Source organism: Planctomycetota bacterium, from assembly GCA_039182125.1.
Taxonomy (GTDB): domain Bacteria; phylum Planctomycetota; class Phycisphaerae; order Tepidisphaerales; family Tepidisphaeraceae; genus JBCDCH01.
In genome coordinates this window covers 1-24,857 of the sequence record JBCDCH010000023.1, presented here as the reverse complement: position 1 = coordinate 24,857, position 24,857 = coordinate 1, and the positions used below count along the sequence as shown (strand labels likewise).

Here is a 24,857-nt window from a genome sequence, read left to right as displayed (position 1 = left end):
CCTGCGCCCGCTGCACAAAAGCTCGGCAATGCGCGCCCGACGAGCACCACCCCGATCGGCCGCACAGTGTTTACGCAGCACGGGCCGACGAGAAAACGCCGTCGCGGTCCGAGGATCGCGACGGCGTTTGGGTTGGTCCGAGGTGCCCAAGCGACTCAGCGGATGGTGATTTCAGTCTCGCCGCCGAAGTAACGTTCGATGACGTCGGCGTTGGCATCGCTGGCGAAGAACGTCGAGCCCTTGGGCAGGCCGAAAGTCGGGTTGGCTGCCTCGATGTCGTTCAGCGTTTCGGCATGGCCGTCGAAGAAAGCGAAGTTGGCCCGGTAGGTGCCCGCGGCACTGCCGCGCTCGCCGCCGCCGTGGCGGGCCCACATGCGTCGGCCGTCGAACTCGCTCCCGAAGAAGCGGTTGCCCGGGGCATCACCGCGGGGTCGGGCCGAACTGGAGCGGTGGAACGCGCCACGGCCGGCCATCGCACCGCCGCCGCCGCCGTTGTAGTCGAGGTTGTAAGTCGGCTGCGGGCGATCCGAGCGGTAGAAACGGGCCCCTTCGCCGATGTACGTCTTCTCGGAGCCGGAGCCAACCTTGGCGGTCTTGGGTGAGTAGCCCGAGGGGAGGATCACGCCGTCGTAGCTGTATGGAATGACCTTGCCGAAATCGCTGGCACCGAACACGTCGATTGGGCTCTCGCCTTCGGGGTAGAGCAGGAAGTGGATGATCGTCGAGTAGGACATGTGCTGGACCGCACCGAAGTCTTCACCGCCGGCCCCGGTGAACGCCGTCGCGAGCACTTCGCCGTAGCTCGGGCATTGGAAGACCTCGATCTCGGTCATCATTTCGTTGTAGCGGTCGCGCCGTTTGTCGAAGGTGTCGAGCCGATCGTCCTTGAACTGGTGGCCCATAACGCGGGCCAACGGCGACATGTAGTCGAACGACTGAATCAGATCCCAGGTCAGATCCTGGCTCGCGTCGGGGTCCAGGAGCAGTCGTGCCCCGGTGACCGCGGCACTGCCGGCGATGAAATCATCGTTCTCCGAGGCGTAGATCTGCATCGCCTGCGCCGACTGGCGAAGGTTACTCAGGCACTTCACCGAGTTGGCCGACTCGCGGGCCGATTGAAGCGATGGCAGCAGGATCGAGATCAACAGCGCGATGATCCCGATGACGACCAGAAGCTCGACGAGGGTGAACCCGGAGCGGGTGGTTTTGGTGTTGGACATGAAATTTGGATTTGAAGAATGCGGTGGATGGAATAGGAGTTGGGTCTTATGTGTCATGGAGCGCGGTTGGACTCGAACTCGGTCCGGGTCGGCGGGGGCGACTGGCCGGCGACCGCGCGGAGGTTGAGGTTGCGGACGAGTCGGTCGCAGTCGCCGCAGAAGGTCGGCTCATCAATGCCGGCCTTTTGCTTGACGAAGACGTAGCTCGGCTCGTCGGCGATGCCGCCGTCGGCCGTCCAATAGCAAAGCTCCGCCTCGTAGCCGGTGTTGCGGCCGCTATGGGGCGAGGAGACGGGGAAGCGGTCCCCGAGTTGAAGCTCGTGATGGAACGTCTCGCCCGTCTCGGCACAGATCATCAGGCGGTGTCGTGACATGTCGCCGATTTCGGAGCCGCTGGCGATCATGCCCCAGGCGTTCCAAGCCATGACGACGAGTGAGACGCCCAACAGGCCGGCCAGCGCCATCATGCCGGGAGTCGATTTCAACCGCTCTCTGAACTGCTCGAACATCCGCAAGTATGTAGCCGATGACCGTTTGCATGACGTGAGCGGTTTGTTTCAGGTGTGTGACGACCGTATAAAGACTCCATTGCAAAATCCCCGCGACGCTCGGAGGAGCACCGCGGGGCGAGTTGGATTTGCCAGACCGTGTGAGTTTTACAACATTACTATTTCGCTACTTCCTTCTCCGTCTCAGCATTGTGAGTGCCATCGCTGCACCGGTTAAACCAATGGACGGCTCCGGAATCAAAGTGACGAATGACGAGCCTATACCATATACATATGTCAGCGTGACATTGCCAGAGGTTGATGCTGTATTCGTGAGATTGGTAAGCATCATTCCGGCCACAGTCTGCTCGGTTTCAAGGCGGATTTGGAACGAAGTATCCGTAGCGAACTGGGAGATGCCATCTGTCCATGTTTCGGAAGGTGTGTAGTCCCAAGCAAAATCTGTCACAAATGGGTCGATGGTTGGCTGCGTGCCAACGAACAAATCGACCTCGTCTAAGCCGTCTGGATTTCCTGATCCTGTTGCATTTCCAATTGACCACGACTGCCTTACCTCGCCGTAGATGCCATCGACATACCCAGTCGGGTTACCACCAAAGTTCCAAGTGAAATTAGCATTGGAACTTAGGTCAATGCTCAAAACAACTGCATCTGGTGCACCTCTTTTCCAACTGTACCTATCGAAAGTAATGGTTTGGTAGCCGAAGTTGGCAGTATCGTCATCGTAAACGCCACCGAGCCCATCCTGTATGGTGAATTCGATGTCTCGAGACTGGGTGATTTGGGTGCCTAGAACGGGAATCGAACCGGCAGTGCAAGTCAGGATAACAGCAAGCGCGGGTTTTGGCTGGAACACGACTATCCTCTCGGCGAGTAGATGAAGAAGCACGTTGCGATGACCTTCATCGCAACGTGCTACAGTCTAGCAATCGCCTGTGATAATCGGACTTTAAAAGCCGATTTATTTCGCGATGTAAACGCCCTCTACGCCATCGTAGTAGGTGTCGATGACATCTTGCCACATCTGGTTCCCAGCGACGTTGAGGCTTGTACCTTCAGGAACCCACATATTGGGATCTGCACCTTCGAGGTCGCCGAGCGTTTCGACGTGCCCGTCGAAGAAGCCAAAGTTGGCCTTCATGACGCGATCGCCGGGATCGCCGCCGTGGCGGTAGGCATAGACGCGGGCATCGACTCCGTCGTCACCACCGCCTGAACCCGGAGCGTTCTCCCGGTCCCAAGCGTTGGAAAAACGGAAAGGCGCACCCTGATCGGAGAATGCACCGCCGTAGCTGCTGTACGGGCTCGTGGAGAAGTCTGGTTCAATGGTAGAGCGGGAGTAGCGGGCACCATCGGCCAAGTACATCTTATCGCTGGCACCGCCGATACGGGCGATTTGTGGGCTGTAACCCTGCGGAACGTTCCAATCGGTGCGGGACTTGCTTCGACCTACGCCATTGCCGCCACTGTTGCCGCCGGTGTCGTTGTGCTTGAGATGGAAAACCATCGAAGTGTTGTAACTGACCAACGCGCCAACCTCGAAGTCAGCTGCACCGCCACCGAACGGCACGGCGAGGAACTCGTTTTCGGGGCAGTTGAAGATTGACACGTCGCGCAGTTGCTGGAATCGCTCCGAGCGATCAGCAACGGTCGCACCACGGTTGAACTCAATGCCCAGTACACTGGCAATTGGGGAGATATAGTCGAACATCCCCACGAGATTGGGGTAGTTGTCGTCGCCGTATTCTCCGTTGGCATCGGAGCCGACGGAAATCGGCGTGGCTTGTGGGTCCACGTAGCTGAAGCGAGCGGAAGTGTTGGGCCCCCCCGGGAAGAACCCATTGTTCTCGGCGGCGTAAAGTTGCATTCCCTGCAAGATGCTGCGGATGTTGCTGGAGCACTTGACCGTGTTAGCCGATCTGCGGGCCGATTGAAGCGACGGCAGGAGAATGCTAATTAGCAGCGCGATAATGCCGATAACGACGAGTAGCTCGACGAGTGTGAATGCCGATTTACGTTTGGTGGTGTTCACAGTAACTCCCAGTGGTGACAGGGTGGATTGAGGTGAAATCTTCGTGGTGGTTGGCCCGTTATTGTCGCCAGTGACGATCAGCGGTTTTCAAATTGTTCGCGAGTCGGAGGAGCATTGGAGTCGACGTTGGGCCGTGGGTTGTGCCGCAGGACGAGTCGGTCGCAATCGGTGCAGAAAGTTGGGTCTGTAATGCCGATATCCTCGTTGAGCAACACGGGGGTGGGGTCTTCCTTGATCTCGCCACTGCTGGTCCAGTAGCAGAGTTCGGCTTTATACGCGGTGCGCTCGCCGGTGAAAGGACTCTCAAGCGGGACCCTGTCGCCGGCCTGAAGCGTGTGGCGAAACGTTTCGCCAGTCTGGCTGTCAATGAAGATGCGGCCATTCGCTGCGGCTGCGGCACTGTTGCCAGTGAACCCAGTGATCGACCAGGCGAGGTAGCCGATGGCACCGATCACCAGCACCGTCGCGGCGATTTTGCCCGCAGGGGATTGCAGGAGCTCTCGGACTTTTTCCATCTCGAATCTCCGGTGTCGGATTCAAACGGACTTACGGCAGACGTGATCGAGATGATCATGTTGGCTACCACCAAATGATGTCCCAGATGCGGGACGCAGCAGCGTAGGTTGCCCCAGCAATGGCAAGTGTGAATGTTCCATTAACGGATCAAGTCCGGTGAGCGTGTGAAGCCCCTGCGGGAGCTATCATCACACATCGGGGCCATGACGTACAGACAAAATGCCCTACGCGACACCCTGCGCGACCGGTCGGTCGTGGTCGTCGGGGGAGGTGTGGGTGGCCTTGCGGCGGCGGTCCGGTTGGCGTGCCGGGGGGCCAGGGTCACGCTTTTCGAGCAGCAACCACGGGTCGGGGGCAAGCTCAACCAACGCGTCGTGGTCCACCCCGACCGGCGGGACGACTCGCCTTTCCGCTTCGACACCGGCCCATCGTTGCTGACGCTGCCTCTCGTGCTCGCGGACTTGTTTTTCGCTGCCCGGGAGGACGTGCGGGATCACATTGACCTGATCCGGCTGGACCCGATCAGCAAGTTCGTGTGGCCCGACGGGCAGACGCTCACCACCCACGGCGATCCGGACGTGATGGTCGAACAGGTGCGACGGCTCGCCCCGGAGGATGTGGACGGTTGGTGCAAACTCATGAACAAGGGCCGGGGGATCTGGGAGATCGCCGGCGAGGATTTCCTCGGCCACGCCCCCGAGCAACTGCTCAAACGCCCCGGGCCGCCCTGGAAAGGGCTTTCCCTGTTATCGGTCCCGTTACGCATCGGCATGCACCGCCGGCTCGGCCCGGTTGTGGATAAGTTTGTGAAGCACCCACGGTTGCGCGCGATGCTCTACCAGTACGCGACCTATGGCGGCGGCTCGCCGTGGGGGGCACCGGCGGCCCTGCTGAGTGTTCCACACGTCGAACTCGGGCTCGGCGGGTTTTACGTCAAGGGCGGGATGTATCGAATCGCCGAAGCGTTGCTCGGGCTGGCAGAGCGGCTCGGGGTCGAGGTGCGAACGTCGGCTGCCGTCGAGAAAGTGATTGTGAGCGACGCGGCCTCCCGGGGAGTCGTGGTCGATGGCAAAGAGCACATCGCCGACGCGGTCATCGTCAATGCCGACGCCGTCACCGCTTACCGCAATCTGATCGCCCCTGCCGATCGACCCCATCGCACCGATCAGCAGTTGGCCAGCTTCAACCCCGGTGGCAGCGGCATGGCCTGCCTGCTTGGCACCGACCGCCGATTCGGCGTGCTCGAGCACCACACCAAGTTCATGCCCGACGACTACGAGGCGGAGCTGCGGGCGATGTTCGACGCGAAACGCATCCCCGGCGACCCGTGCATCTACGTCTGTGCTTCCACCCGTAGCGATCCCACGCAGGCCCCCACCGGCTGTGAGAATCTGTTTGTGCTCAGCAGTGCCCCGAGCCTCTGGGGCGGCGGCGAGCAGGTCGACTGGTCCAACAACGGCCAAGCCTATCGCGACCGACTCGTTGCCCGACTCGAACAGTTTGGCATGACCGGTTTGGCCGACAGCGTCGTGGTCGAAGACCGCTTCACCCCGCCCCGGCTTGAAAGCGAGTACGCCGCCAACGCCGGCAGCATTTACGGCATCGGTGTCACCAGCCGTCGCCAGTCTTTCCTCCGTCCCCCCAACCGCGACCCGAAGATCAAAGGCCTATTTCTCGCCGGCACCGCCACTCACCCCGGCGGCGGCATCCCCTTGGTCGCCATGAGCGGAAAGATCGCCGCGGAGTTGTGTGCGGAGGGGCTGGGTGATTCCGGTCGATGACCGGTTTCAATCAACGTCCCGCACATGTCTGCGGCGATCTTGGATGTTCAAACTGCGTTGTCGCCTGATTACTCGGCCGAGAACGGCAGCGATGAGTGGTGCAGGTTGATGAGCAACTCGCCGTCCTCGTCAAGGACGTAGCCGAAGCTGTACTCGACCTTGGTTTCGGAGCCGTCGGCCTTCTTGAAGTAGTAGTTGCCCATGGCGGTGGCGCCGTCGGTGCCGGTCCAGACGCCGTTGCTTTCCCAACGGACGTTGGTCCAGCCGGAGATCGCGAAGCCCTTGTCCTCGGTGCCCTTGGCACCGATGAAGTAGCTCAAGGCCTCATCGAAGGTTTCGCGAAACTGATCCTCGGCGGCGAGGGTCGGCTTAAACATGACGGCGGTCTCGCCGTAAGCGTAAAGCTCTTCGATGTGCTGGCGGGCGCGAGCTTCGTAGTCGCCGCCCCCGGTGTGGACTGCGGAGATCGCGACGATGCCTTGGCCCCACTCCTTCTGGGCTTCGAGCACGGCTTCCTTGGAGATGGTCTTCGCTTCGTGCGAATGGGCCTTGCCGTGATCGTGGGCGGAGACTTGGCTGACATAGCCGGCGCCGAGGAGCACGGTGGCGGCGGCAGCAACGACGAGAGATTTCTTGTGGTTCATCGGAATCGAGGGTCATGGCGGAGGCCGTGTCAATCAGGACACCCAAGCCGACCGCCGTTAGCGAGAGATTGACGAGCACCCAGTGTGCTCATGCGACAGAAACGTGTGTACGACTGTGTCGAAAATACGGTGCAAATCGAGTACCGAATCAGTGCCACCTGAAGCGATTTCGCAATTTCGTGAATGCGTTTTCGTGTGAAACGGATTCACGTGGCGTTTCCGGGATTCACCGTCCAATCTGACTGAGAATCGTGCGATCCTTAATCTTGTCGTCGGCCGCGAGCATCAGGGCTTTACTCAGGATGATCGACAGCGTCCGGTCGCCCTCGAAGGGGAGGAAGTCGGTGCCGGTGTCGGCCTTGCCGCCGGGGACGATGCAGAGGTACTGGTCGTTGGGCTCCATGAGGATGTTACCGCTGCCGAGGTGGATCTTGTAGGTCCGCTTGGTGCCGGTGACGCGCAGCCATTTGTCGGTGACCTCGGCGACGTCGCGGATCTTGAGCCGGGGCACGAGCTTCTCGAGCACCGCTTTGCGGGTCTGGGCCGTGGCACCGAGATCGCCAAAGGAGTAACTGTGCCAGTACCCGGCGTACCCCTCGGCAGTGCCGTGGTCGAGCCATTCCGGATCATTGCCGACCGACGACACCCCGACGAACAGATCGACGTCGCGCATCACCTCGCTGAACACGACCGGCGGCACCGCATCCAGCGCCATCGGTTCGCGTTCGGTGATCTCGTAGAACCGCACCTGGTCGGTCGTGAGGATCGCCGCACCGCCGCCGTACGCCGTGGTCGGTGCGTTCTCGATGTTGGCGACGTCGGTCCACCACTCGGCGCGTAGCCCGAAACTAGGGATAATCCGATGCGGATGGACCGCGCCGCAGTTGTCCCAGAAACCGAGGTAGTCGGCCTTCCACCCACGCTGTTCGGCGAGGGCGCGGAACTGCGTCTGGCGGATCAGGTGCGAGGCGAATCGGTTGGAGTAGGTCGCGGTTTCACGTTCCGCGTCGGTCAGCTCGTACACCTCGCGGTGTGCCTGCTTGAACGGCTGGGTGATTTGCTGCTGTTCGATCTGTTCACGCCACGCGACCACGTCCCGCATCGGTCGGCCGATCGGATGCGAGAGCGTGACTTCGCTGCGTGCCTTGGGCTTGACGGTCTTGCCGGCGACATCGTGCGCGATGTTCTTCGCGTCGAACATGACAGCCAAGCCGTCAACGTCCCAGATCAACGACCGCGCGAGCCGACACGCCAATCCGTGATTCAGGTAGCGATCGCGGAACTCCGCGAGCGTCCAGCTTCGTTGTTCCAGCGGGGCGGCTTCGAGCCGACGCTTCACCGCGCCGAGCAGTCGCGCGACTTCCTTCGCTTCGGCTTTGAGCGTCTTGAGCTCGCCGGCGTGTTTCTTGCGCAGCGCGGCGGGTGCGGTCTTGGTGAGTTTGCCCTTGTCGTTGCGGAAGCGCAGTGCGACATCGGTGCAGCGCGGCTCGCTCGCGTGCAGGGTCACGTTGCACGAGCCGAGCTCGATGCTGCGGACCGCATCGACGAAGCCATGGTCGGCGAGTGACGCTTCCTCGAGCGTGTCGCGGCTGACGCCGACGTCGGCGGCGATCTTGTCGAGCCGCGGCTCGATGTAGGCGGTGGTCTGGCGGTGCTTGACGTTGTCGGCGATCGCACGCAATCGACCGGCGGCGACCTCGGCGGGCCATTGCATCAACGCATGGATCGCGCCGTTGCCGGCTTGCACGCAACGCCGACCGATGCCCGGCACTTTCGCGTGCGCCGCTTCGGCCAATAACTGAAGTGCCGGCGGCAACGCGTCACCTTCGGCAATGGCTGCCGCGAACCATGCGAGGCCGCGGAGGGCTTCGCCGTTTTTCACCTGGATGACGATCGGCTTGCCTCCCTCGCGACTGAGTGCCAATGCCGGCAGCCACGTCGTTGCTCGTTTCGTGAACTCGTCAACGCCAACCGCGTCGAGCAAAGGCTTGGCATGTTTGGTCCAAGCTTTGGTGGGTTTGTCGCCGTTTCCGCTTGCGGCATGCACGAGCAACGCGTGCCAGACACGCTGCCGATCGTTGGGCATCTTCGAAATCTCCGACAACGCCAGCTCCGCCCACGCGTCTCGTGGATCGATCGGCCAATCGGGCACTTCGCCGAGGTAGAGATCGAGCCGCTCGACGATCTTCCACTCCTTCTTGGAGCGGTGATGCTGCAAGTCGTCGCGCAGGCTCCGGACGGCACCGATCATCGACGCGGGCGCGCGGTTGCCGTTTTCGATGCAGTGTCGGTCGATGATCTTCACGATCGGATCAATCTCGATCTCGTATCGGCCCCAGTTCTGTTTCGTCGACCAGTCCATCAAACGGGTGAGGCGATCCCCGCTCCACGGCACGTCGATCTTCAACAGTTGCACGTCGGCGTTGGCGACGAACTGCTCGAGCGGGTTGTACGTGGTGGTTCGGATTCGATCGTTGCCGTGCATGATCTCCATGCCGTTGGGGAACATGTTCGAGCGTTTGATGTAGTAGCCGCGCGACTCGGCCTCGGCGATGGCCTCGGGGCGGGGGAAGCTGATCGTCTCCGGCTCGGTCAGCACGCGGAGGATCGCGTCCATCATGTCCTGCGGCTTGTCAGTCGCGAGCTTGGTGACCCATGACAACTGCGCGAGCCGCTGGGTCGATAACGATTGTTCAAAAAGCGATTGGGCGAGGTCGCGCGCGTTCGTCGGTTGCAGCGGCGGCAAAGTCTGTCGTGCCATGGTTCACCCGCCCATCAACGGCGTGAGGCGTACGAAGCTCACCGTCGTGTCGTGACGCAGCGTGAGCTGCTCGTCGAGGCTCTCCGCTTGTCGATCATCGATGAGGATGAAGAAGCCGTTGCGGTCGAAGGCTTCACACGCGGCGTCGAACTGTTTCTTCCAGTCGATCTCGCGCGACGGTTTTGCGCCGTTGAGCGTTTTCTCGTGCGGGGTCGGGGTGACCAGACCGTTGAACTTGCCGTGGGCGTCGGTGCGCTTGTTGCGGTTGTGGTCGTCGACCTCTTGGTACACGCGGCTGCGGATCAACTCGCGGACGGTGAGCGTTTCGTCGAGCAGGTCGAGCGTGAGCTCGTGGGTCGTGTCCCCGGTGGCGGTCTCGTCACGGACGGTGAGCGTTGGCATCGGCGAAGTTTGAAGTGGGTCGTGTGAAATGTGAAGTGAAATCAATCCACCAAGTCGCGCATCGTCGCGATGTCCCAGATCAGGTACACGCTCAGCACCGACCACACGATCGCGACGGCGATGAGCTGTTCCCACTGATGAATCACCGCGAGCATCGGTAGCAGGAACGTCGAGAGCTGCCAGAGCACCGCGACGATCAGGCGGACGATGTCGCGGACGGCCATCGTGTCGTCGCCGGGCTTGGCGAACTCGCGCGGCCACAGGCCCCACGGGCGGATCTGGCGGTGGAAGCTGCGCAGCGTGCTTTTGGCGACCGGCTCGGTGATCAGCGTACCGAGGATGCTGAAGGCGACGGAGATGCCGGCGATGAACGCGATGGTCTGCCAGTCGTTGAGCGTGAGACTGAACGCCTCCTGGTAGAAGGTGACGAGCGTCGCGCCGAAGCCGCCGATGATGCCGAGCACGAAGCCGACGCCGTTGAAACGCGCCCAGAACCACCGCAGCGCGAACGGCACGAGGAAGGCCGGGAACAGCGCGACGACGATGTTGGTCCACACCGCGAGGATGTCGGACTGCCGTGCGATGGCGAAGTAGATGACAAGGCCGAGCACGACGATCCCCGCACTCGCGGCGTAGCCGACGTAGACCTCTTCCTTGGCGTTCTTGCGGCCGAAGGAACCACCGTGCCCGCCGTAGCCGATGCGGTCGTTGCGCAGGCCCGAGCCGCGCAGCGGGTTCCACACGTCCTTCACCACGTAACTCGCCCCTGCGTTGATCGTCGAGTCGAACGTGCTCATCGACGCCGCGAACAACGCCGCGATGATCAAGCCGCGGATGCCGGTGGGGAACACCTCGTCGCCCGTGAGCAATGCCGCGAGAATGTTCTCCGGGTCGTCCTCGCCGATGCCGGCGTTGAGCGCCAGCACCGCGAGCCCGAGCACCATCGGCCAACGGAACGAAAACAAAATCACCCACAGCGCCGACATCTTCACCGTGTCTTTGTCACTGCCCGCCGCGTAGTAGCGCTGGGCCATATACGCCGACCCACCGGAGCCGCCGAGGCCTTCGAGCAGACCCTTGCCGATGAAGAAGATCAGGAACAGCCAGAACATGCTGCCGAACGTTTCGTCGTCGAGCGACAGCTGTGGCCAGGCGGTGTTGGTCGCGGCCCCGGGCCAGCTTTCGAGCAGCTCGGGCGTGACGACGCCGAAGGCTTTGACACTGATGAAGATCGCCGCCCCGCCGATGAGGAACGCCTGGAACACGTCGGTCCAGATCACGCCGTACAAACCCGCCGCGAGCGTGTAGGCGAGTGCGACAAGCGCCATGAGCACGGCGGCCCACTCCGGCGTGAGCGGCGTGAACTGCGCGATGAACTTCGCCGCGGCCGAGAGGAAGAACGTCACCATCGCGACGGTGATGACCAGGTACGTCAGCGCCGCCGTGATGCGCGCCGCCTTGCCCGCCGCCCCGTCGCCGAAGCGCAGCTCCATCCACTCCGCGGTCGTGGTCACCTTCGAGCGGCGGTGCCACTTGCCCATGAACGCGAGCCACACCGCGATCGGCAGCACGACCCCGCCGCGCGTCTCGATCCAGAACCCCTGCAGCCCGTACGTGTAGATCAGCGTGATGATGACGACGGTGCCGGCGACGTCGAGGTTGCTCGACATGCCGGACGCGCCGAGTGCCCACCACGGGGTTTTGCGGTTCGCGAGGAAGTACGAATCACCGCCGGCCGCGGCTCGCTTGGCGAGGGTAGCGCCGATCAGCAGAAGGCCCAGCAGATAGCCGACAAGGATCGTGTAATCGAGCGGCTGCATGGGACCGACCGTACTGCAGAACTGCGTTGCGGAGCAACGCAGCTAAGCGTTCTCGATTGAGTCGTGTGTCTTTGAGCTGTACTGCTCCGCACCGCGGCTACGCGTCCTTGATTGCGTCACGTGTCTTGTAGCTGCGTTGCTCCCCAACGCGGTTGGCCGTGTCGAGTAGCGACGTGACCGCTTCGCCCGGATCATCCGCTGCGCACACCGCCGCCGTCACCGCGATCGTATCCACGCCCGTCTCGAACACGTCTGCCGCGTTCTCGAGCGTGATCCCCCCGATCGCCACCGTCGGGATCGGCAGCTTCGCGGCCTCGCATGCAAAATCCAATCCCGGCAGAAAGTCGCGCGGCTTTGTCGCGCTCGGATACACCGGACCGACGCCGACATAGTCCGCACCGCTGTCGATCGCGTGTTGAATCTGCTCGACGTTGTGCGTGCTCAGGCCGACCAGCCGGTCGGGGCCGACGATGGCGCGGACGTTGGTCACCGGCAGATCGCTCTGCCCGACATGCACGCCGGCGCCGGGAACGAAGCGGGCCACATCGGCGCGATCGTTCACGACGAAGTGTACCTTGGCCGCCGCGCATCGCTCGGTCAGCCATGCCGCCCGCTCGGCTAGCTCCCGCGTCGGCAGCTCCGGCTCACGCAACTGCAAACACCCAGTCCCCACGTCGATCGCCGCTTGTGCCACGTCCCGCCACGGCCGCCTGCAGATCGCCTCGGTGATGAGCACGTACACCCGCACATCACCAAAGGTCGGCCGGGTGAGCAGGGCGGTGACGCGTTGCTCGATGGCGTAGAACCGGTGCCTCAGCTGCTCGGCGAGTCGGGCGTTGCCGCCGGTGGTTTTCAGACCCTCTTCGATGACGCGGAGCGCTTCGGTGACACGCTTGCTGTTGGCCGTGACCATCTCGGCCGTCGTCCCGGCGTCGCGCTGCGGCGTGCCCATGCCCACGTCCGCCGACGCATCCCGTGCCGCGATCATCTCCGTGGTGTGCAGCGTCGAAAGCTCCCGCCGAATCGCCCGCACGTCAGACGCCACCCCCGCATCATCCCGCACGAACCGCGCCCAATCCTCCACGACCCGCAACCCCTCCCGCGCCCGGTTAAGATTGGCATCAAGCATGCGAAGCGTGGCATTCACGGCGGGAGTCTATCCGCCGTCAGTCGATGGCATCAGGCTGCGTTGCTGTCCATCTATGTGACTGATTTTCTCCGGGATGGTCGGAGAACGCGTTCGACGGCATCGAGCAGCCCGGTCCGGATCGGCTTGAGTGCCATGTCCAACTCGCCGCCTTCCTCCTTGTAGCAAAGCCAACTCTTGCCCCACGCCGGCAACGGATTGAACGGCTTGTAATCCTGAATGTCGCGGTCATCCATCTTGATCAGTAGCAGCGGGATGATGATGGTCTTCTTGAGTTTTTCGCGTTTGAATGCCGCCGGTTGCTCAACGGTCTTGATATACGTTGATGATTTGAAGTTGTAACTCAACAGGCAAACGAACACGTCCATCGCTTCGAGCTCGGTCCGAATCTCGTCGTCCCAGCGATCTCCCGCATGCAGTTCATTGTCGTGCCAGGCATGGACGGTTCTGGTGGGGAGTTGGTCAAACTCCAGAAGCGGACGAAGCCGCTGAAACCAATCGCGGTCACGGTGCGAGTAGCTCACGAAGATGCGGGCATGTTTCCTTCCGCGTTTCATTCGTCACCCCCGAACTCGAACTCGTCGTCGCGGGATTGGGGTTCGAGAACGCCGATCTTCTCAAGCGTTGGGCGTGGCACCCATGCCCCGTCGTAGTCGTGTTGCTCGACGACTTTGAGACCTTCGTACACCTCGAAAAGTCCCTGCAACGTGCCGCGCACCATCGAGAGAAGTTGCTTGGCGTCGTCCGTTTCGCCGACGACCGTGACGTAGACGTAGCGCTCTTCCGGGGTGGTCCAGATTTTCCCCTTGGCCCCGGCGTACCGAAGCATCGCGCCGCGGCGCCAGTGAAGATGACCAGGGATCAGCGTGAATGTCTTCGCGATGAACCACGGGATCAGCGGGGCGGGGACGACCTGGAACTCGTACCGCAGCTTGGACTGGTTTTCGCCCGTTGGGTCCTGCGCCTCGTCCGGCGGATGGACCGGCAGGAGTGACGGGACAAGGTGCGTGTGCGTTTCGGAGTCGAGCGGGTAGCTCAGGTGGAACGTGTCCATGAGCCGAAGCAGAAACTCTCGCTTTTCAAGCGGGTAGTCCGCCGCTCGGAGCATCTTCCAAGACTCCGCTTTGGCGTAGATGTCCTCCAGCGAAGCAAGACTGACTTGGCCGTCTGGCGCGAGGGGCTTGTTGTACTCGGCGGGGAGTTTCTCGTCCTTGTCGTTGGCACGGAGTACCGCATAGATGCCGTTGGCGAGCCAGTCGGGTCGGAGCACGCTGGTGTCACGCAGCCGGGGGTCGTTTTGGTAGTTGAGCGCGACGCCGAGGTCGTGCAGGTCCTGGGAAAGCCATTGCTGTTGCTGCTCATCCTTCTCGCCGCGTTCGCTGCAAATCTCTCGATAGCGGGCATAGTCGACGAAGCTGTCGGGCATGTCCTCGAGATAGCGTTTGATCTCCGCCCATTTGGTAGGGAACTTTCGCCGGACGCTATCCATCGTCGGGCCGTCGATGGCTTGTGTGATCGCCTTGCGGAGCTGTTCGATCCCGGCTTTCTCCTCATCGTCTGCCGAGCATTCGGTGCTCATCCAGCCGAGAATCGGCCCGTACTCCTTCTCAATGCTCTTGCGGTCGAAGAACCGCTCGCGCCCATCGCTCTTGTTGAGCACAACGATCACCGGCGCATCGTCCGCATAGCTCCGGATGAGTTGCAGCCAATATGTTGCATCCCGTTCCAGCATGTCGTCTCGCTCTCCAAGCACGAGCAGGTACAAGCTCCTCGCGGTCATAAAGAACTCGTGCATCGAGTGAAGGATGACCTGCCCGCCGAAGTCCCAGACCCGTGATGTGACTTCGCCCGTCTCGCCCTTGAACGCGAGATCCGAGATGGTGATACCATGCGTCTCCGGCTCGTCTGGGTTGTAAGGTTCTCGGTTGAGCCGCTTGATCAACGTCGTCTTACCCGCACCGCCACGCCCTACAACGATGAGCTTGCACTCCTGCAACGGCTCACCGTGATGTACGACATCGAAGTAGTATTGCAGAATGTGACGGGGAGATTTCGCAATCACATTGCTGATTGCAACGTCGTAGTAATCCGGACCAAGAACCTCGTTTGGAACGCCGAGACCCGGATTCTCCTGCAAAAAGAGCCATTCTAGCTCACCTAGCTCAAGCAGCGTCTTTGGCAGTGACAGGAGGCGATTGTCCGAGGCACTTAAGTTTCTGAGGCCATGGAGTCTAGAGATGTCGGCCGGCAGACTGGTGAGCAGATTGCTATTGAGGAACAGCGATCGCAAAGCGGAGAGTTTGGCAACTTCTGGTGGTAGCTTGGTGAGCTGATTGAAATCGAGGGCGAGCGTTCGCAAAGCGGAGAGTTTGGCAACTTCTGGCGGTAGCTTGGCGAGCTGGTTGCCGCCGAGGAACAGCGTGTGTAGTGCGGTGAGTTTCGTGATCTCTGGCGGCAGCGTGTTGAGATGATTTACGGCGAGGTCCAAGTGCTGGAGCGTGGTGAGCTTTGCGATCTCTGGCGGCAGCGTGTCGAGTTGGTTGTGGCGGAGGTCCAGGCTTTCTAGTGTGGTGAGTTTCGTGATTTCTGGCGGCAGTGTGGCGAGACGGTTGCGGCTGAGGACCAGCTCCTGCAGCTCGGTGAGTGACTCGATCTCTTCCGGAAGGGCGGTGAGTTGGTTGTTACCCAGATCAAGTCGCCTTAGCCATGGGAGCTCTTCAATTCCCGGCGGCACCGTAGCGAGCCCCAGACCCGCTAGGTCTAACTTGGCTAATCGTTCACGTTTCGCAGCCGTGATTCGTCGCCGAGCCTTGTCTGTACCTAGATGCCGTCCGCTCTCACTCATCGACATGACTGTATGATGGGCTGCAGACGTGCGATATGGTTTCCGGTTTCAATCAAGCACCTGCGGCTTATCGGACGATGCACCGATCATGGTTCGTTCCACGAAGAAAGCCCCGATCGTCCCGGCCGACCGCAAGCAAGCCTTCAACAAGGGCTTGCGGAAGCTCAAGGAAAGTTCACCGGATGTGGTGGGCCGAATCGTTCCCGAACTGTATGATCCGTCCGGTAACGTGAAGCCCGACCAGATCATCCCCGGCGACAGCCTCGAACTGCTCAACGCGGCCAAGCCGGGGTGGGCCGACCTGTGCTTCGCCGACCCGCCGTTCAACATCGGCTACCTCTACAACGGCTACGAGGACGAGAAACCCGCCGAGCAGTACGTGCACTGGTCGACCGACTGGATGAAGGCCGTGCATCGTGCGCTCAAGGACAACGGCAGCTTCTACCTCGCCATCGGCGACGAGTACGCAGCGGAGCTGTGCGTCGCGGCCAAGAGCGTCGGCTTCAACCTCCGCAACTGGATCGTCTGGCACTACACGTTCGGCCAACAGCCCAAGCAGAAGTTCGCCCGCAGCCACACGCACATCCTTTACTTCGTCAAGGACGAGAAGAACTTCACCTTCAACGCCGACGCCATCCGCGTGCCGTCGGCCCGGCAGCTGATCTACAACGACAAGCGGGCGTCCAAGAAGGGCAAGATCCCAGACGACACCTGGTACCTGCGTCCGCAAGAAGCGCAGGGTGACTTGTTCAACCAGGACGACGACGTCTGGTTCGAGTCGCGGTTGTGCGGGACGTTCAAGGAGCGTGAGGGCTGGCACGGCTGCCAGATGCCGCTGGCCGTGCTCGAGCGGATCGTGAAGGTCAGCTCCAACCCCGGTGATGTCGTGCTCGACCCGTTCAACGGCTCGGGCACCACCGTCGTCGCGTCGGCCCTGCTCGGTCGCAAGTACGTCGGCCTTGAGCAGAACGAGGAATACGTCGGCTTCGCCCGCCGCCGCCTCGCCGCCGCCCTCGAAGAGCACGGCGAAGGCAACGACAGCATCGACATCAGCAAAGCCGCCCCGACCGGCCGCGCGAGCAAAGTCGAAACCGAAACCGACGCCCTGGGCCGCAAGCGCGTCCCCCGCCGCAAGGCGAAGGTTGCCGGCTGAGCCGCGAATCAGCGCTCCGGCCGGTCGGCAGTGCGAACGCGTGGATCGGCGTGATAGCGCATGAACGTCTCTCGTTCCTGCGGCGACAGGTCTCTGGATAACGCGAGCCAAGATCGGCGTTGGACGGCGATGTTGCGAAGCAGTGCCGCCTGTTCGGCCGTGAGTGTTTTCGGGTCGAGTCGACCAACAAGTATCTCTCCGGCAACGCCGAGGTCGATCAAGCGTCTTACGGCCGCACGGCGGGTAATGAAGTCGTGGGAGTCCAACTTTTCGATCAGCCGGCCGACTGCCACCTGATCGATCGAGTCGAGCACCAACGCGTTGAGCAGCGCACTCTGTTCGTGTGGCAGCACGCTTACCAGTTCGACCAAGTTCGGCCACAGGCCGGCGTCGAAGAGAAGCCGTTGCAACATCCCACGCGTCTCGTCGGGGAGCAGCATTGGCGTGGGCGGATGGAGTGTGCCAAATGACGAGACAACCGGATCATGCACCAGCCGATCGATCGTGTGGCCGCGTAGCACGTCACCCACGGCGTCGCCGTCGAGATAGCCGCTGAAGAACAGGACCGGAGGCATGTTCGCCGGGTAATCGTCGGCCAAGTCGTTGTATGCCGTGGTCCATGGCCCGACGCGCCCGAATCAGATCCGCCGATCCATCGGTGGCGGCCATTGCTCGTGCATCGCCCCAAGTACTCGTGTCGTGGCTTCATCGTCGTCCTCGACGATGAAGTCGATGACATCGTTAGGTGTTTTCGTGCCAGCGATGAATGGCTCGGGTTGATCGCGGAAGATGACAAATGCCTCGCCGGCCGACGGATCGCGGGGTGCGGTGAGCGTGATCCGCGCGTTTTGCCCCGTGTGGCTGTCGCGATAGAAGCGTGTGAGTTCCCACGTTGGGAAGTCGCCACCGAGCCGCCAGCCCGAGGTTTTGCGTAGCGCCCAGACTTCGCGCGCGTGATTGGGCACCTGCTTGATGTCGAAGAGCAGCGGCTGGCCCGCGTCGAGGGCATCACCGTGGGCGGCCAGCACGCGCGGCGGTGGGGTGATCCGCAGTACCGGCACGCACGCCTCATCACGTCTCGCGTCCACTAACTCGTGCCAGGTGATCGGCGCACTCCAGATTCGGAGGTTTTCGCCGCCCATTGCTAACAGTGGCACGCGGTAGAGTGCCGGAAGGGCATTGACGCGTTGAGCAAAACTCTCGTCGAAGTCGGCAAGGACCGACTCGGCGGCCTTTACAGCTAACTCCTGCTCCGGGTGATATCGCGGTACGACGACCGTTGTCTCATCGATCTCGCCAAACCTGTCATCGATGATCGGAAGAAGGACCGGCAACACGCTCGACCCGGCGGGGACCTCCACGGCACCCAGCGGCATGATCCGATCCACCCCGTTGAGCGCGTTGCCGGTCGGCTCGATCAACACGAATCGGTCGACGTCGCTTGGCGGAACATGCAGGACGAAAATGGTTGGGCAGCCATTTTCGTTGACGGCCAACCGTGGCGTGATGTTCACGGTATCGCCCACGCCCGCCGACAAAAGCATGGCCCAAACCCAAGAGGCGATTGACATGCCAAGAGCTTAACGCGTTGAAAGCTCAACGCCGAAGGCCACGTCACACGCGGCCTTCGGCGTCTTGTCGCATGAAGTTGGGACTACTCCCCTTGCCCCATCGAGTACGCCGGCTTGCCGTCGAGCTCGTAGAGGTTCTCGGTCTTTACCGCGTCGAGGCCGGCGACGTTCAGCGCGGCGAGTAGGGCGATCACGCGGCCGTTGTCGAAGGACTCGCCGCCGGCTTTGAAGCGGCAACGCCAGTGATCGGTGCAGAAGGTTTCGCTGCGGCCGGCGGGCCAGACCTTCACGCCACGGTTGGTGATCATCGTCAGCTCGATCGGAAGCTTCGCCGACGCGGCGCGGAGCTTTTCAGCGAGCGTGTCGGGATTACGGTCGTCGGCGTTCCAGTGGAGGAACACGTCAACGCCAACGAGCGTCTTCGCCGCAGGCTCGGTGGGGCGGACCGCATCGTCGGCGGCTTGGCCCGGATCGGAGTCGATGGCCGGTGCGGCATCGCTCGTGGCCGGTAGCTGCTTCGGGGCTTGGCCGAGGCGGGCGATGACCGCGTCGGCGAAGGCGACGGTGCCGATGGCCGGCTCGTTATGGTGCTCGCCCCGCATGTCGGAGGTGTGGATGCCGCCCTCGACGGCGGCGAGCCAGGCGTTGTGGACGCGGGCGGCGGCATCGTGCTGGCCGAGGTGACGAAGCATCATCACGCCCGCCAGGAGCAGGCCGCTCGGGTTGGCGATGTCCTGGCCGGCGATGTCGGGAGCCGAGCCATGAATCGCTTCGAACATCGCGCAGGTCTTGCCGATGTTGGCCGAGGGTGCGAGGCCGACGCTGCCGGCGACCTGTGCCGCGATGTCGCTGAGGATGTCGCCGTAGAGGTTCATCGTGACGACGACGTCAAACTGTTCGGGCGTGTCAGCCATGCGGGCCGCGCCGATATCGATGATGAAGTGATCGCTCTGGATGTCCGGGTACTCGGCGGCGACTTCGTCGAACACCTTGCGGAACATGCCGTCGGTCAACTTCATGATGTTGTCCTTGGTCATGCAGGTGACCTTCTTTCGACCATTGCGGACCGCGTAGTCGAAGGCGTACCGAATGACCCGCTCGCAACCAGGGCGGCTGACGAGCTTCAGGCACTGCACGACCTCGTCGGTCTGCTGGTGCTCGATGCCGGCGTAGGTGTCCTCTTCGTTCTCGCGCACGATCACCACGTCCATGCCCGCGTGCTTGGTACGGACGAACGGGGCGTATGCGACACACGGTCGGACGTTGGCGTAGAGGCCGAGCGTCTTTCGGGTCGTGACGTTGAGGGACTTGTACCCGCCGCCTTGGGGCGTGGTGATCGGCGCCTTGAGGAAGACGCCGGTCCGCTCGAGGGAGGCCCAGACTTCCTCGCCGATGCCGGAGGTGATGCCGGACTTGTAAACGGCCTCGCCGATGGCCACTTCCTCGATCTCGAGCTCGGCCCCGGCGGCTTCGAGGATGCGGAGGGTGGCGTCCATGATCTCGGGCCCGATCCCATCGCCTCGGGCGACTGTGATCGCGGTGCGGATCGGATCGGTATTGGATGGGATGGAATCTTCGAGTTGCACGGCGGAGGAGTTGTTTTGCATGGAGGGGAGGGTATGCTGTTTCAGGAAGTTGAAAGCACGAACTTTGTTTCATGTTTTAAGCCGTGGCCATGTCGACGTCAACCAAGAAGCCGAAAAATGTTGAGAAGGCCGCTGAGAAGGCGTCCTGGACGTTCCTGACCAATCACGCGCATGTGCTGCTATGCCTCGCGCAAACGCCCGATGCTCGCATCCGGGACTTGGCGGTGGATGTCGGCATTACCGAGCGGGCGGTGCAGAACATTCTCGCCGACCTGCAGGCCGAGGGAATTATCACCGCCGTCCGAGAAGGTCGACGTAACCGCTACACGATTCACGGCAGAAAGCCACTACGTCACCCGGTCGAGGCCCATCGCAAGGTTCGCGACCTGATCAACCTCGTCTAAGCATCGCCGTCCGGTAATCGTGGCCCGTTTACACCGGAGAGCACGGTTGGCAGAGTTCGCCGGTGACGCAGACCGACCTAATTAGGGGTTTCGCAAGGTTTCGGTGTCGCGAGACCTTGGCGGATTCCGATGCGCGTTTACGCTGTTGTTGAAAAGGGGGCCGGCGTGCTGGCGTTCGCCATCGTCGGAACACTCGTTGCAACGGGGCGAAACGCCCCATCGGATGTCCGGAGTATTCAATCATGCGTAAAGACCCACGTCGTTCCCTGACGTCGGCCGCCTGCACGGTGGCCATTTCCGCACTCGAGTCCCTTGAATCGCGCCGCCTGCTTGCCGGCCTTGACTGGCAGGAGGCGGTTTTGCCGACCACCTCGCCCACGGGCACGCTCATCGACTCGGCCACCGCAGTGGATGTCGCGCCCGACGGTAAGATCGTTGCCGCGGTCAACGCCGACAACGGCGGCGGCACCGCCAGCGTCCCGTACCTCGTCCGCTACAACACCGACGGCACGCTCGACACGACTTTCGACGGCGACGGCATCTCGGCGCTCAACCTGTTCACGGTCGATGGCGACGTGGCCGAGGTCGACGTGCTCAACGACGGCTCGATCGTCGTCATCGGGACCGACCGGTCCACGGCCAGCAACGAAATGCTCATCGGCCGCGTCAACGAAGATGGTTCGCTCAGCGCGAGCTTCGGCGCGACGGGGTCGGTGACGACGCCGTTCGGGGCGTTCATTGGCGCATCCGCGGAAGGCCGCACCGTCGTCGCCACGCCCGACGGCGGTTTCGTCGCGGCCGGCTCGATCAACCTCGGCGGCGACGACCAGTGGGCGGCCATCAAGTACACCAGCACCGGCACGCTCGACACCGCGTGGGGCAACGGCGGGGCGATCTTCGCCGGCACGCCCGGCGTTCCCGACGCGATTGTCGATCTCATCGGTAATGACGACGGCAGTCTCACCGCGCTGATCAGCGCCGGCGGTGCTCCGACGATTCAGCTGCTCACGGCCGCTGGCGGCAATGCGGGTGCGTCGACGTTTACGGTCAACTTTGCGTCCACCGCCGGTTTCGAAACCGATGCCGCCGGCAACTTCCTCATCGGTGGAACCACGCTCTCGGGCCTTGCGCTCGGGGCTGACACGTTTGCCGCGATCCGCGTGACGCCGTCACTCGTGATCGACACGACTTACGGCATCGGCGGCATCGCGACGCAACCGTTCTACAGCGGAGCGACCGGTGCGAACGCCTTCGCCTTCGGCACGACACTCACGCCCGACGGCGGCCTCGCGATCGTCGGGGCGGGTACGTCGAACTTCATCGTCGACACGCTCAACGCCACGGCGGTCGCGTTCGACTCCGCGGGCACGCCGGACCTCACCTTCGGTGACGCCGCCACGCCCGGCGTGTATCGCTTCCCCGGTACCGCCACCGACTTCGACGTGCTCGCGGCGACCGTGGCGACGGAAGAGGGCTTCGTCGCGGTCGGCAACGACCAGACCGGCCCGGCCATCGACTCGCTCGTGGTGTCGTTCACCGACACGACGATCGAGCAGCCGGTCGATCCGATCAGCTACGACGAGAACGGTCGGCTTGTGATCTCCGGCACCGCCGGCGACGACATCATCGAAGTCAGCGGCTCGGGCGCGACGCTCGACGTCACCGTCAACGGCGTCACGTTCAGCAGCGTGCTCTCGAGCAAGCGTCGGTTCTTCATCGAGGCTGGTGACGGGAACGACAACGTCAGTCTCATCAACCTCACGCCTGGTGATTTCAAGCCACGCGTCGACGGCGGGCTAGGCAATGACACGCTCATCGGCTCCGACGGCAACGACACGCTTCGCGGCAACGAAGGTGACGACGACCTGCTCGGCTTCGGCGGCAACGACAAGCTCCGCGGCCAGGACGGCAACGACTTCATCCTTGGCGGCGACGGCGACGATTCGCTCTTCGGGAACAAGGGTGAGGACACACTCATCGGCGAAGCGGGCGACGACTCGCTCAAGGGCGGCCGAGATGATGACGACCTCCAAGGCAACGACGGCGACGACACGCTCATCGGCGGTGGAGGCAACGACATCGTCGACGGTGGCGTCGGCTTCTTCGACCGGCTCTATGGCGACAACGGCCAGGACCTGCTCCTCGACAGCGATGGTGTTCTCTCGGCATACTCCGGTAAGGGCGATGACGTCGTCGATCTGACCTTCGCGGCCGGCTGGACCAAGTCACCCACCAGTGACCAACGCCGCAGTGATGGCCGCATCATCGCTGGGTACGGCGATGACATGGTCCGCGTCCACACCGAGGGATCGCCGATCTTCTACAACATCAAACTCGACGAACTCGACAAGCGCAACAAGCGTGACGGCGACGATGTGATCGTTCTCACCGGCAACTACAACCCGGGCTCGGTCATCGACTTCGACAGCCCGTTCGGCACCGGCGGCAGCAACTACCGGCCGGGCACCGATCAGGCGTTCTTCGAGAACGGCGGGATTAACAGCGGCGGCGACACGCCGTCTCTCTTCGCCACGGCCGAAGACGCCGACGCGTTCGTCAACGCTCGGATCGACGAACTGATCTGACCGGAGTGAGCCGGTTCGACGACGATCGGCCGGGAGGGTTGCCCCTTCCGGCCGATTGGCGTTGGCAGGTTGGCGGGCGAAACCTCACACTTGGACGCGGGCGATCTCGCGGCGGCTGAACAGGTACCAGCCGATGAGCAGCGTGATGCCGGTCCAGCCGAGGCTGACCCACAGCACGGTTTCGCCAAGCTCGGAGAAGAGAATCACTTGGCCGTCGGCGAGGTTGGCGGTGACGTCGAGCCGACTGAACGTGCGCAAGATCGAGGCGAGCAAGCTGGTGAATCCGAGCAGGCCGGTGTAGGCGGCATCGACCGCGCCGATGCCGGTCTCGGCATTGCCCGCCGCGACGACCGTCGCGATGGCTTGCCCGCCGGCCGCGAGGATGCTTACCGCGAGTGCGAGAATCGACGCGACGGCGAAGCTGAATACCGCACCGCACACCGTCCCGAGCGCTGCAAGGAAAGCAAGTCGCAACCAAAGCACCGCACCGGCACGCATGATGTTGGGGCCGAAGTCCCCCACTTCGTAGAGCACCTGCAGCCCTTCCTCGGGGGCGAACTTGACCGTACGCGGTCGTGAGCCGGTGCCGATAGCGATTTGGCCGTCGTCGGTCGCGGTGAAGTTCGCGAAGATCACGTTGAGCGTGCCATTGTCGTCGATCAGCGTCGCCGGGATTTCGTAGACTTGTTTCTGGTCGACCAGTGCGGTGATCGCGTAGGGGATCTCATTGATGAACACGGTGAGATCGACCGGATCGCTTCGGTTCAATGCCGTGATTTCGACGTGGTAGCGAAGTTGAAGCGTCGGGAGCTGCGCGAAGGCTTCGGTGCGGGCTTCGGGGTCCTCGATCGCGTCGGCTGCCGCAGCGGCGGCGTCGGCCTGGGCCTTGAGCTGTTCGAGTCCCGTGAAGCTGTACAGCCGTCGGTCGAGCGGGCGGATCTGCAGCCAGTCGCTGCGGATCTGGTTGACCGCTGCCGTATACGCTTGGTTGATCCCGCCCGATGCCGCGACGAAGTCTTGAAAACCTTCCGGGTCATTTTGCTGATAGGCCTCCAGTTGCTGCGTGGCGATTTCGGCGAAGTCCATGCCGGGGTCCGCGTCGGTCGTTCCGCGTGCGGTGAGTACCTGGCTGCGGACGGCGAGTCGGTCGTAGCGGTCGGGTTCTCCGCCGCGGAACGTGCGTTGCTGGATCGACGCTTCGGAGCCGTACATGACGCGCGGGATGTACCACAGCACCCCGACGACAACGATGACCAGCACGACGTTGAGCAGCGCGACGCCGGCGAACTTGCCCACGAGATAGCCACCACGACCGATCGGTTTACTGAACACGTCAAACGCCCGTTGTTGCTCCATGTCCTTCGCGACGTTCCAGCACGCAAAGAGCACGGTCAGCAGCCCGAGCACGACGCTTGCGACGACATGTCCGTAGGTGAGGTAGCTCTGAATCTGATAGCGCAGCGGTTGATCGGCGCTGAGGACCAGCGGCATCCCGCAGAGCAACACGAGCAGGATCGTCGTGAAGATCACCACGACGTTGCTCCGCAGCGCTTCGTCGATCGTGAGACGGGCCACGGCGACGGCCGGGTGGATCGGACGCAGGGCGATGCGCAGGAGCTTGATGAGCAGGTAAACCGCCCAGCCGCCAACGAACGCAGAAAAAGCGAAGCCCGCCAGGCGTGAGAGCGGTCGTTCGCCGCCGCCGAAGACGTGCGACAGGAAGCCGCCGCCATCGGCCTGGAAACCAACGGCCAACATCAGTCCCGCGGAGACCAGCAACACGCCGAGTGGAGTGGCGATGCGCTTGATCCCGGCGTCACGGCTGGCGCGCGAGCGTTGACGTTGTTCAATGGCAGTGAGCTGGGTCATCGCGGCCCTACT

At 62.6% G+C, this 24,857-nt stretch carries 20 protein-coding genes; 4 read left to right on the top strand and 16 right to left on the bottom strand.

Features of this window, described 5'->3' with window-relative positions:
- Positions 1-155: 155 nt before the first annotated feature.
- The 5 genes from AAGD32_08030 to AAGD32_08010 all read right to left on the bottom strand — a co-directional run bounded on the left by AAGD32_08030 (position 156) and on the right by AAGD32_08010 (position 4,276).
- Entirely contained in the window at positions 156-1,220 is a 1,065-nt protein-coding gene (locus AAGD32_08030) for a prepilin-type N-terminal cleavage/methylation domain-containing protein (GenBank protein ID MEM8874195.1), read from the bottom strand.
- A 53-nt stretch (positions 1,221-1,273) separates the two neighbouring features.
- On the bottom strand, positions 1,274-1,729 hold the full coding sequence (locus tag AAGD32_08025) for a hypothetical protein (protein ID MEM8874194.1): 456 nt from the start codon (positions 1,727-1,729) through the stop codon (positions 1,274-1,276).
- A gap of 166 nt (positions 1,730-1,895) precedes the next feature.
- On the bottom strand, positions 1,896-2,585 hold the full coding sequence (locus AAGD32_08020) for a hypothetical protein (GenBank protein ID MEM8874193.1): 690 nt from the start codon (positions 2,583-2,585) through the stop codon (positions 1,896-1,898).
- Between the two features lie 105 nt (positions 2,586-2,690).
- Entirely contained in the window at positions 2,691-3,761 is a 1,071-nt protein-coding gene (locus tag AAGD32_08015) for a prepilin-type N-terminal cleavage/methylation domain-containing protein (GenBank protein MEM8874192.1), read from the bottom strand.
- Between the two features lie 77 nt (positions 3,762-3,838).
- Complete coding sequence (locus AAGD32_08010) at positions 3,839-4,276, bottom strand: hypothetical protein (protein MEM8874191.1); 438 nt, start codon at positions 4,274-4,276, stop codon at positions 3,839-3,841.
- Between the two features lie 204 nt (positions 4,277-4,480).
- On the opposite strand from AAGD32_08010, the gene crtI reads away from it, so the two are divergent.
- Positions 4,481-6,058 carry a phytoene desaturase family protein gene (gene crtI, locus AAGD32_08005; protein MEM8874190.1) on the top strand — a complete coding sequence of 526 codons (1,578 nt, stop codon included), beginning with the start codon at positions 4,481-4,483 and terminating at the stop codon, positions 6,056-6,058.
- 68 nt (positions 6,059-6,126) lie between these two features.
- On the opposite strand, the gene AAGD32_08000 is transcribed toward crtI, so the two are convergent.
- The 7 genes from AAGD32_08000 to AAGD32_07970 form a co-directional block, all read right to left on the bottom strand.
- Positions 6,127-6,702, bottom strand: coding sequence for a phosphoribosyl-AMP cyclohydrolase (locus tag AAGD32_08000; GenBank protein ID MEM8874189.1), 576 nt, complete (start codon positions 6,700-6,702; stop codon positions 6,127-6,129).
- A gap of 226 nt (positions 6,703-6,928) precedes the next feature.
- The gene (locus tag AAGD32_07995; GenBank protein ID MEM8874188.1) at positions 6,929-9,463 is read right to left on the bottom strand and encodes a DUF4132 domain-containing protein; all 2,535 of its coding nucleotides are present in this window, start codon (positions 9,461-9,463) and stop codon (positions 6,929-6,931) included.
- A gap of 3 nt (positions 9,464-9,466) precedes the next feature.
- The gene (locus AAGD32_07990) at positions 9,467-9,865 is read right to left on the bottom strand and encodes a hypothetical protein (protein ID MEM8874187.1); all 399 of its coding nucleotides are present in this window, start codon (positions 9,863-9,865) and stop codon (positions 9,467-9,469) included.
- Positions 9,866-9,906: 41 nt separating this feature from the next.
- The gene (locus AAGD32_07985; GenBank protein ID MEM8874186.1) at positions 9,907-11,685 is read right to left on the bottom strand and encodes a hypothetical protein; all 1,779 of its coding nucleotides are present in this window, start codon (positions 11,683-11,685) and stop codon (positions 9,907-9,909) included.
- Between the two features lie 97 nt (positions 11,686-11,782).
- A complete protein-coding gene (gene thiE, locus AAGD32_07980) occupies positions 11,783-12,832 on the bottom strand; it encodes a thiamine phosphate synthase (protein MEM8874185.1) in 1,050 nt (349 codons plus the stop codon).
- A gap of 53 nt (positions 12,833-12,885) precedes the next feature.
- Positions 12,886-13,356 carry a toll/interleukin-1 receptor domain-containing protein gene (locus AAGD32_07975; GenBank protein MEM8874184.1) on the bottom strand — a complete coding sequence of 157 codons (471 nt, stop codon included), beginning with the start codon at positions 13,354-13,356 and terminating at the stop codon, positions 12,886-12,888.
- A 29-nt stretch (positions 13,357-13,385) separates the two neighbouring features.
- The gene (locus tag AAGD32_07970) at positions 13,386-15,677 is read right to left on the bottom strand and encodes a COR domain-containing protein (protein MEM8874183.1); all 2,292 of its coding nucleotides are present in this window, start codon (positions 15,675-15,677) and stop codon (positions 13,386-13,388) included.
- 88 nt (positions 15,678-15,765) lie between these two features.
- On the opposite strand from AAGD32_07970, the gene AAGD32_07965 reads away from it, so the two are divergent.
- Entirely contained in the window at positions 15,766-16,830 is a 1,065-nt protein-coding gene (locus AAGD32_07965) for a site-specific DNA-methyltransferase (protein MEM8874182.1), read from the top strand.
- 8 nt (positions 16,831-16,838) lie between these two features.
- On the opposite strand, the gene AAGD32_07960 is transcribed toward AAGD32_07965, so the two are convergent.
- From AAGD32_07960 to AAGD32_07950, 3 genes are all read right to left on the bottom strand, one after another.
- Positions 16,839-17,405: a hypothetical protein gene (locus AAGD32_07960; protein MEM8874181.1), complete on the bottom strand. Its 567-nt coding sequence runs from the start codon at positions 17,403-17,405 to the stop codon at positions 16,839-16,841.
- A 63-nt stretch (positions 17,406-17,468) separates the two neighbouring features.
- Positions 17,469-18,401: a hypothetical protein gene (locus AAGD32_07955; protein ID MEM8874180.1), complete on the bottom strand. Its 933-nt coding sequence runs from the start codon at positions 18,399-18,401 to the stop codon at positions 17,469-17,471.
- Positions 18,402-18,484: 83 nt separating this feature from the next.
- Positions 18,485-20,008 (bottom strand): NADP-dependent isocitrate dehydrogenase, encoded by a 1,524-nt coding sequence (locus AAGD32_07950; protein MEM8874179.1) that lies wholly within the window; start codon positions 20,006-20,008, stop codon positions 18,485-18,487.
- A gap of 68 nt (positions 20,009-20,076) precedes the next feature.
- On the opposite strand from AAGD32_07950, the gene AAGD32_07945 reads away from it, so the two are divergent.
- Entirely contained in the window at positions 20,077-20,391 is a 315-nt protein-coding gene (locus AAGD32_07945) for a winged helix-turn-helix domain-containing protein (protein ID MEM8874178.1), read from the top strand.
- A 242-nt stretch (positions 20,392-20,633) separates the two neighbouring features.
- A complete protein-coding gene (locus AAGD32_07940; protein MEM8874177.1) occupies positions 20,634-22,976 on the top strand; it encodes a hypothetical protein in 2,343 nt (780 codons plus the stop codon).
- Between the two features lie 84 nt (positions 22,977-23,060).
- Here the strand turns inward: AAGD32_07940 and AAGD32_07935 are convergent.
- A partial coding sequence (locus tag AAGD32_07935; GenBank protein MEM8874176.1) for a hypothetical protein occupies positions 23,061-24,857 on the bottom strand: 1,797 nt, incomplete at its 5' end.

What these genes read in the sequence shown, in the direction of transcription:
- AAGD32_08030 (MEM8874195.1), bottom strand. Translation starts at nt 1,220, where the DNA reads ATGTCCAACACCAAAACCACCCGCTCCGGGTTCACCCTCGTCGAGCTT.
- AAGD32_08025 (MEM8874194.1), bottom strand. Translation starts at nt 1,729, where the DNA reads ATGTTCGAGCAGTTCAGAGAGCGGTTGAAATCGACTCCCGGCATGATG.
- AAGD32_08010 (MEM8874191.1), bottom strand. Translation starts at nt 4,276, where the DNA reads ATGGAAAAAGTCCGAGAGCTCCTGCAATCCCCTGCGGGCAAAATCGCC.
- crtI (MEM8874190.1), top strand. Translation starts at nt 4,481, where the DNA reads ATGACGTACAGACAAAATGCCCTACGCGACACCCTGCGCGACCGGTCG.
- AAGD32_08000 (MEM8874189.1), bottom strand. Translation starts at nt 6,702, where the DNA reads ATGAACCACAAGAAATCTCTCGTCGTTGCTGCCGCCGCCACCGTGCTC.
- AAGD32_07995 (MEM8874188.1), bottom strand. Translation starts at nt 9,463, where the DNA reads ATGGCACGACAGACTTTGCCGCCGCTGCAACCGACGAACGCGCGCGAC.
- AAGD32_07990 (MEM8874187.1), bottom strand. Translation starts at nt 9,865, where the DNA reads ATGCCAACGCTCACCGTCCGTGACGAGACCGCCACCGGGGACACGACC.
- AAGD32_07985 (MEM8874186.1), bottom strand. Translation starts at nt 11,685, where the DNA reads ATGCAGCCGCTCGATTACACGATCCTTGTCGGCTATCTGCTGGGCCTT.
- AAGD32_07970 (MEM8874183.1), bottom strand. Translation starts at nt 15,677, where the DNA reads ATGAGTGAGAGCGGACGGCATCTAGGTACAGACAAGGCTCGGCGACGA.
- AAGD32_07965 (MEM8874182.1), top strand. Translation starts at nt 15,766, where the DNA reads ATGGTTCGTTCCACGAAGAAAGCCCCGATCGTCCCGGCCGACCGCAAG.
- AAGD32_07960 (MEM8874181.1), bottom strand. Translation starts at nt 17,405, where the DNA reads ATGCCTCCGGTCCTGTTCTTCAGCGGCTATCTCGACGGCGACGCCGTG.
- AAGD32_07955 (MEM8874180.1), bottom strand. Translation starts at nt 18,401, where the DNA reads ATGTCAATCGCCTCTTGGGTTTGGGCCATGCTTTTGTCGGCGGGCGTG.
- AAGD32_07950 (MEM8874179.1), bottom strand. Translation starts at nt 20,008, where the DNA reads ATGCAAAACAACTCCTCCGCCGTGCAACTCGAAGATTCCATCCCATCC.
- AAGD32_07945 (MEM8874178.1), top strand. Translation starts at nt 20,077, where the DNA reads ATGTCGACGTCAACCAAGAAGCCGAAAAATGTTGAGAAGGCCGCTGAG.
- AAGD32_07940 (MEM8874177.1), top strand. Translation starts at nt 20,634, where the DNA reads ATGCGTAAAGACCCACGTCGTTCCCTGACGTCGGCCGCCTGCACGGTG.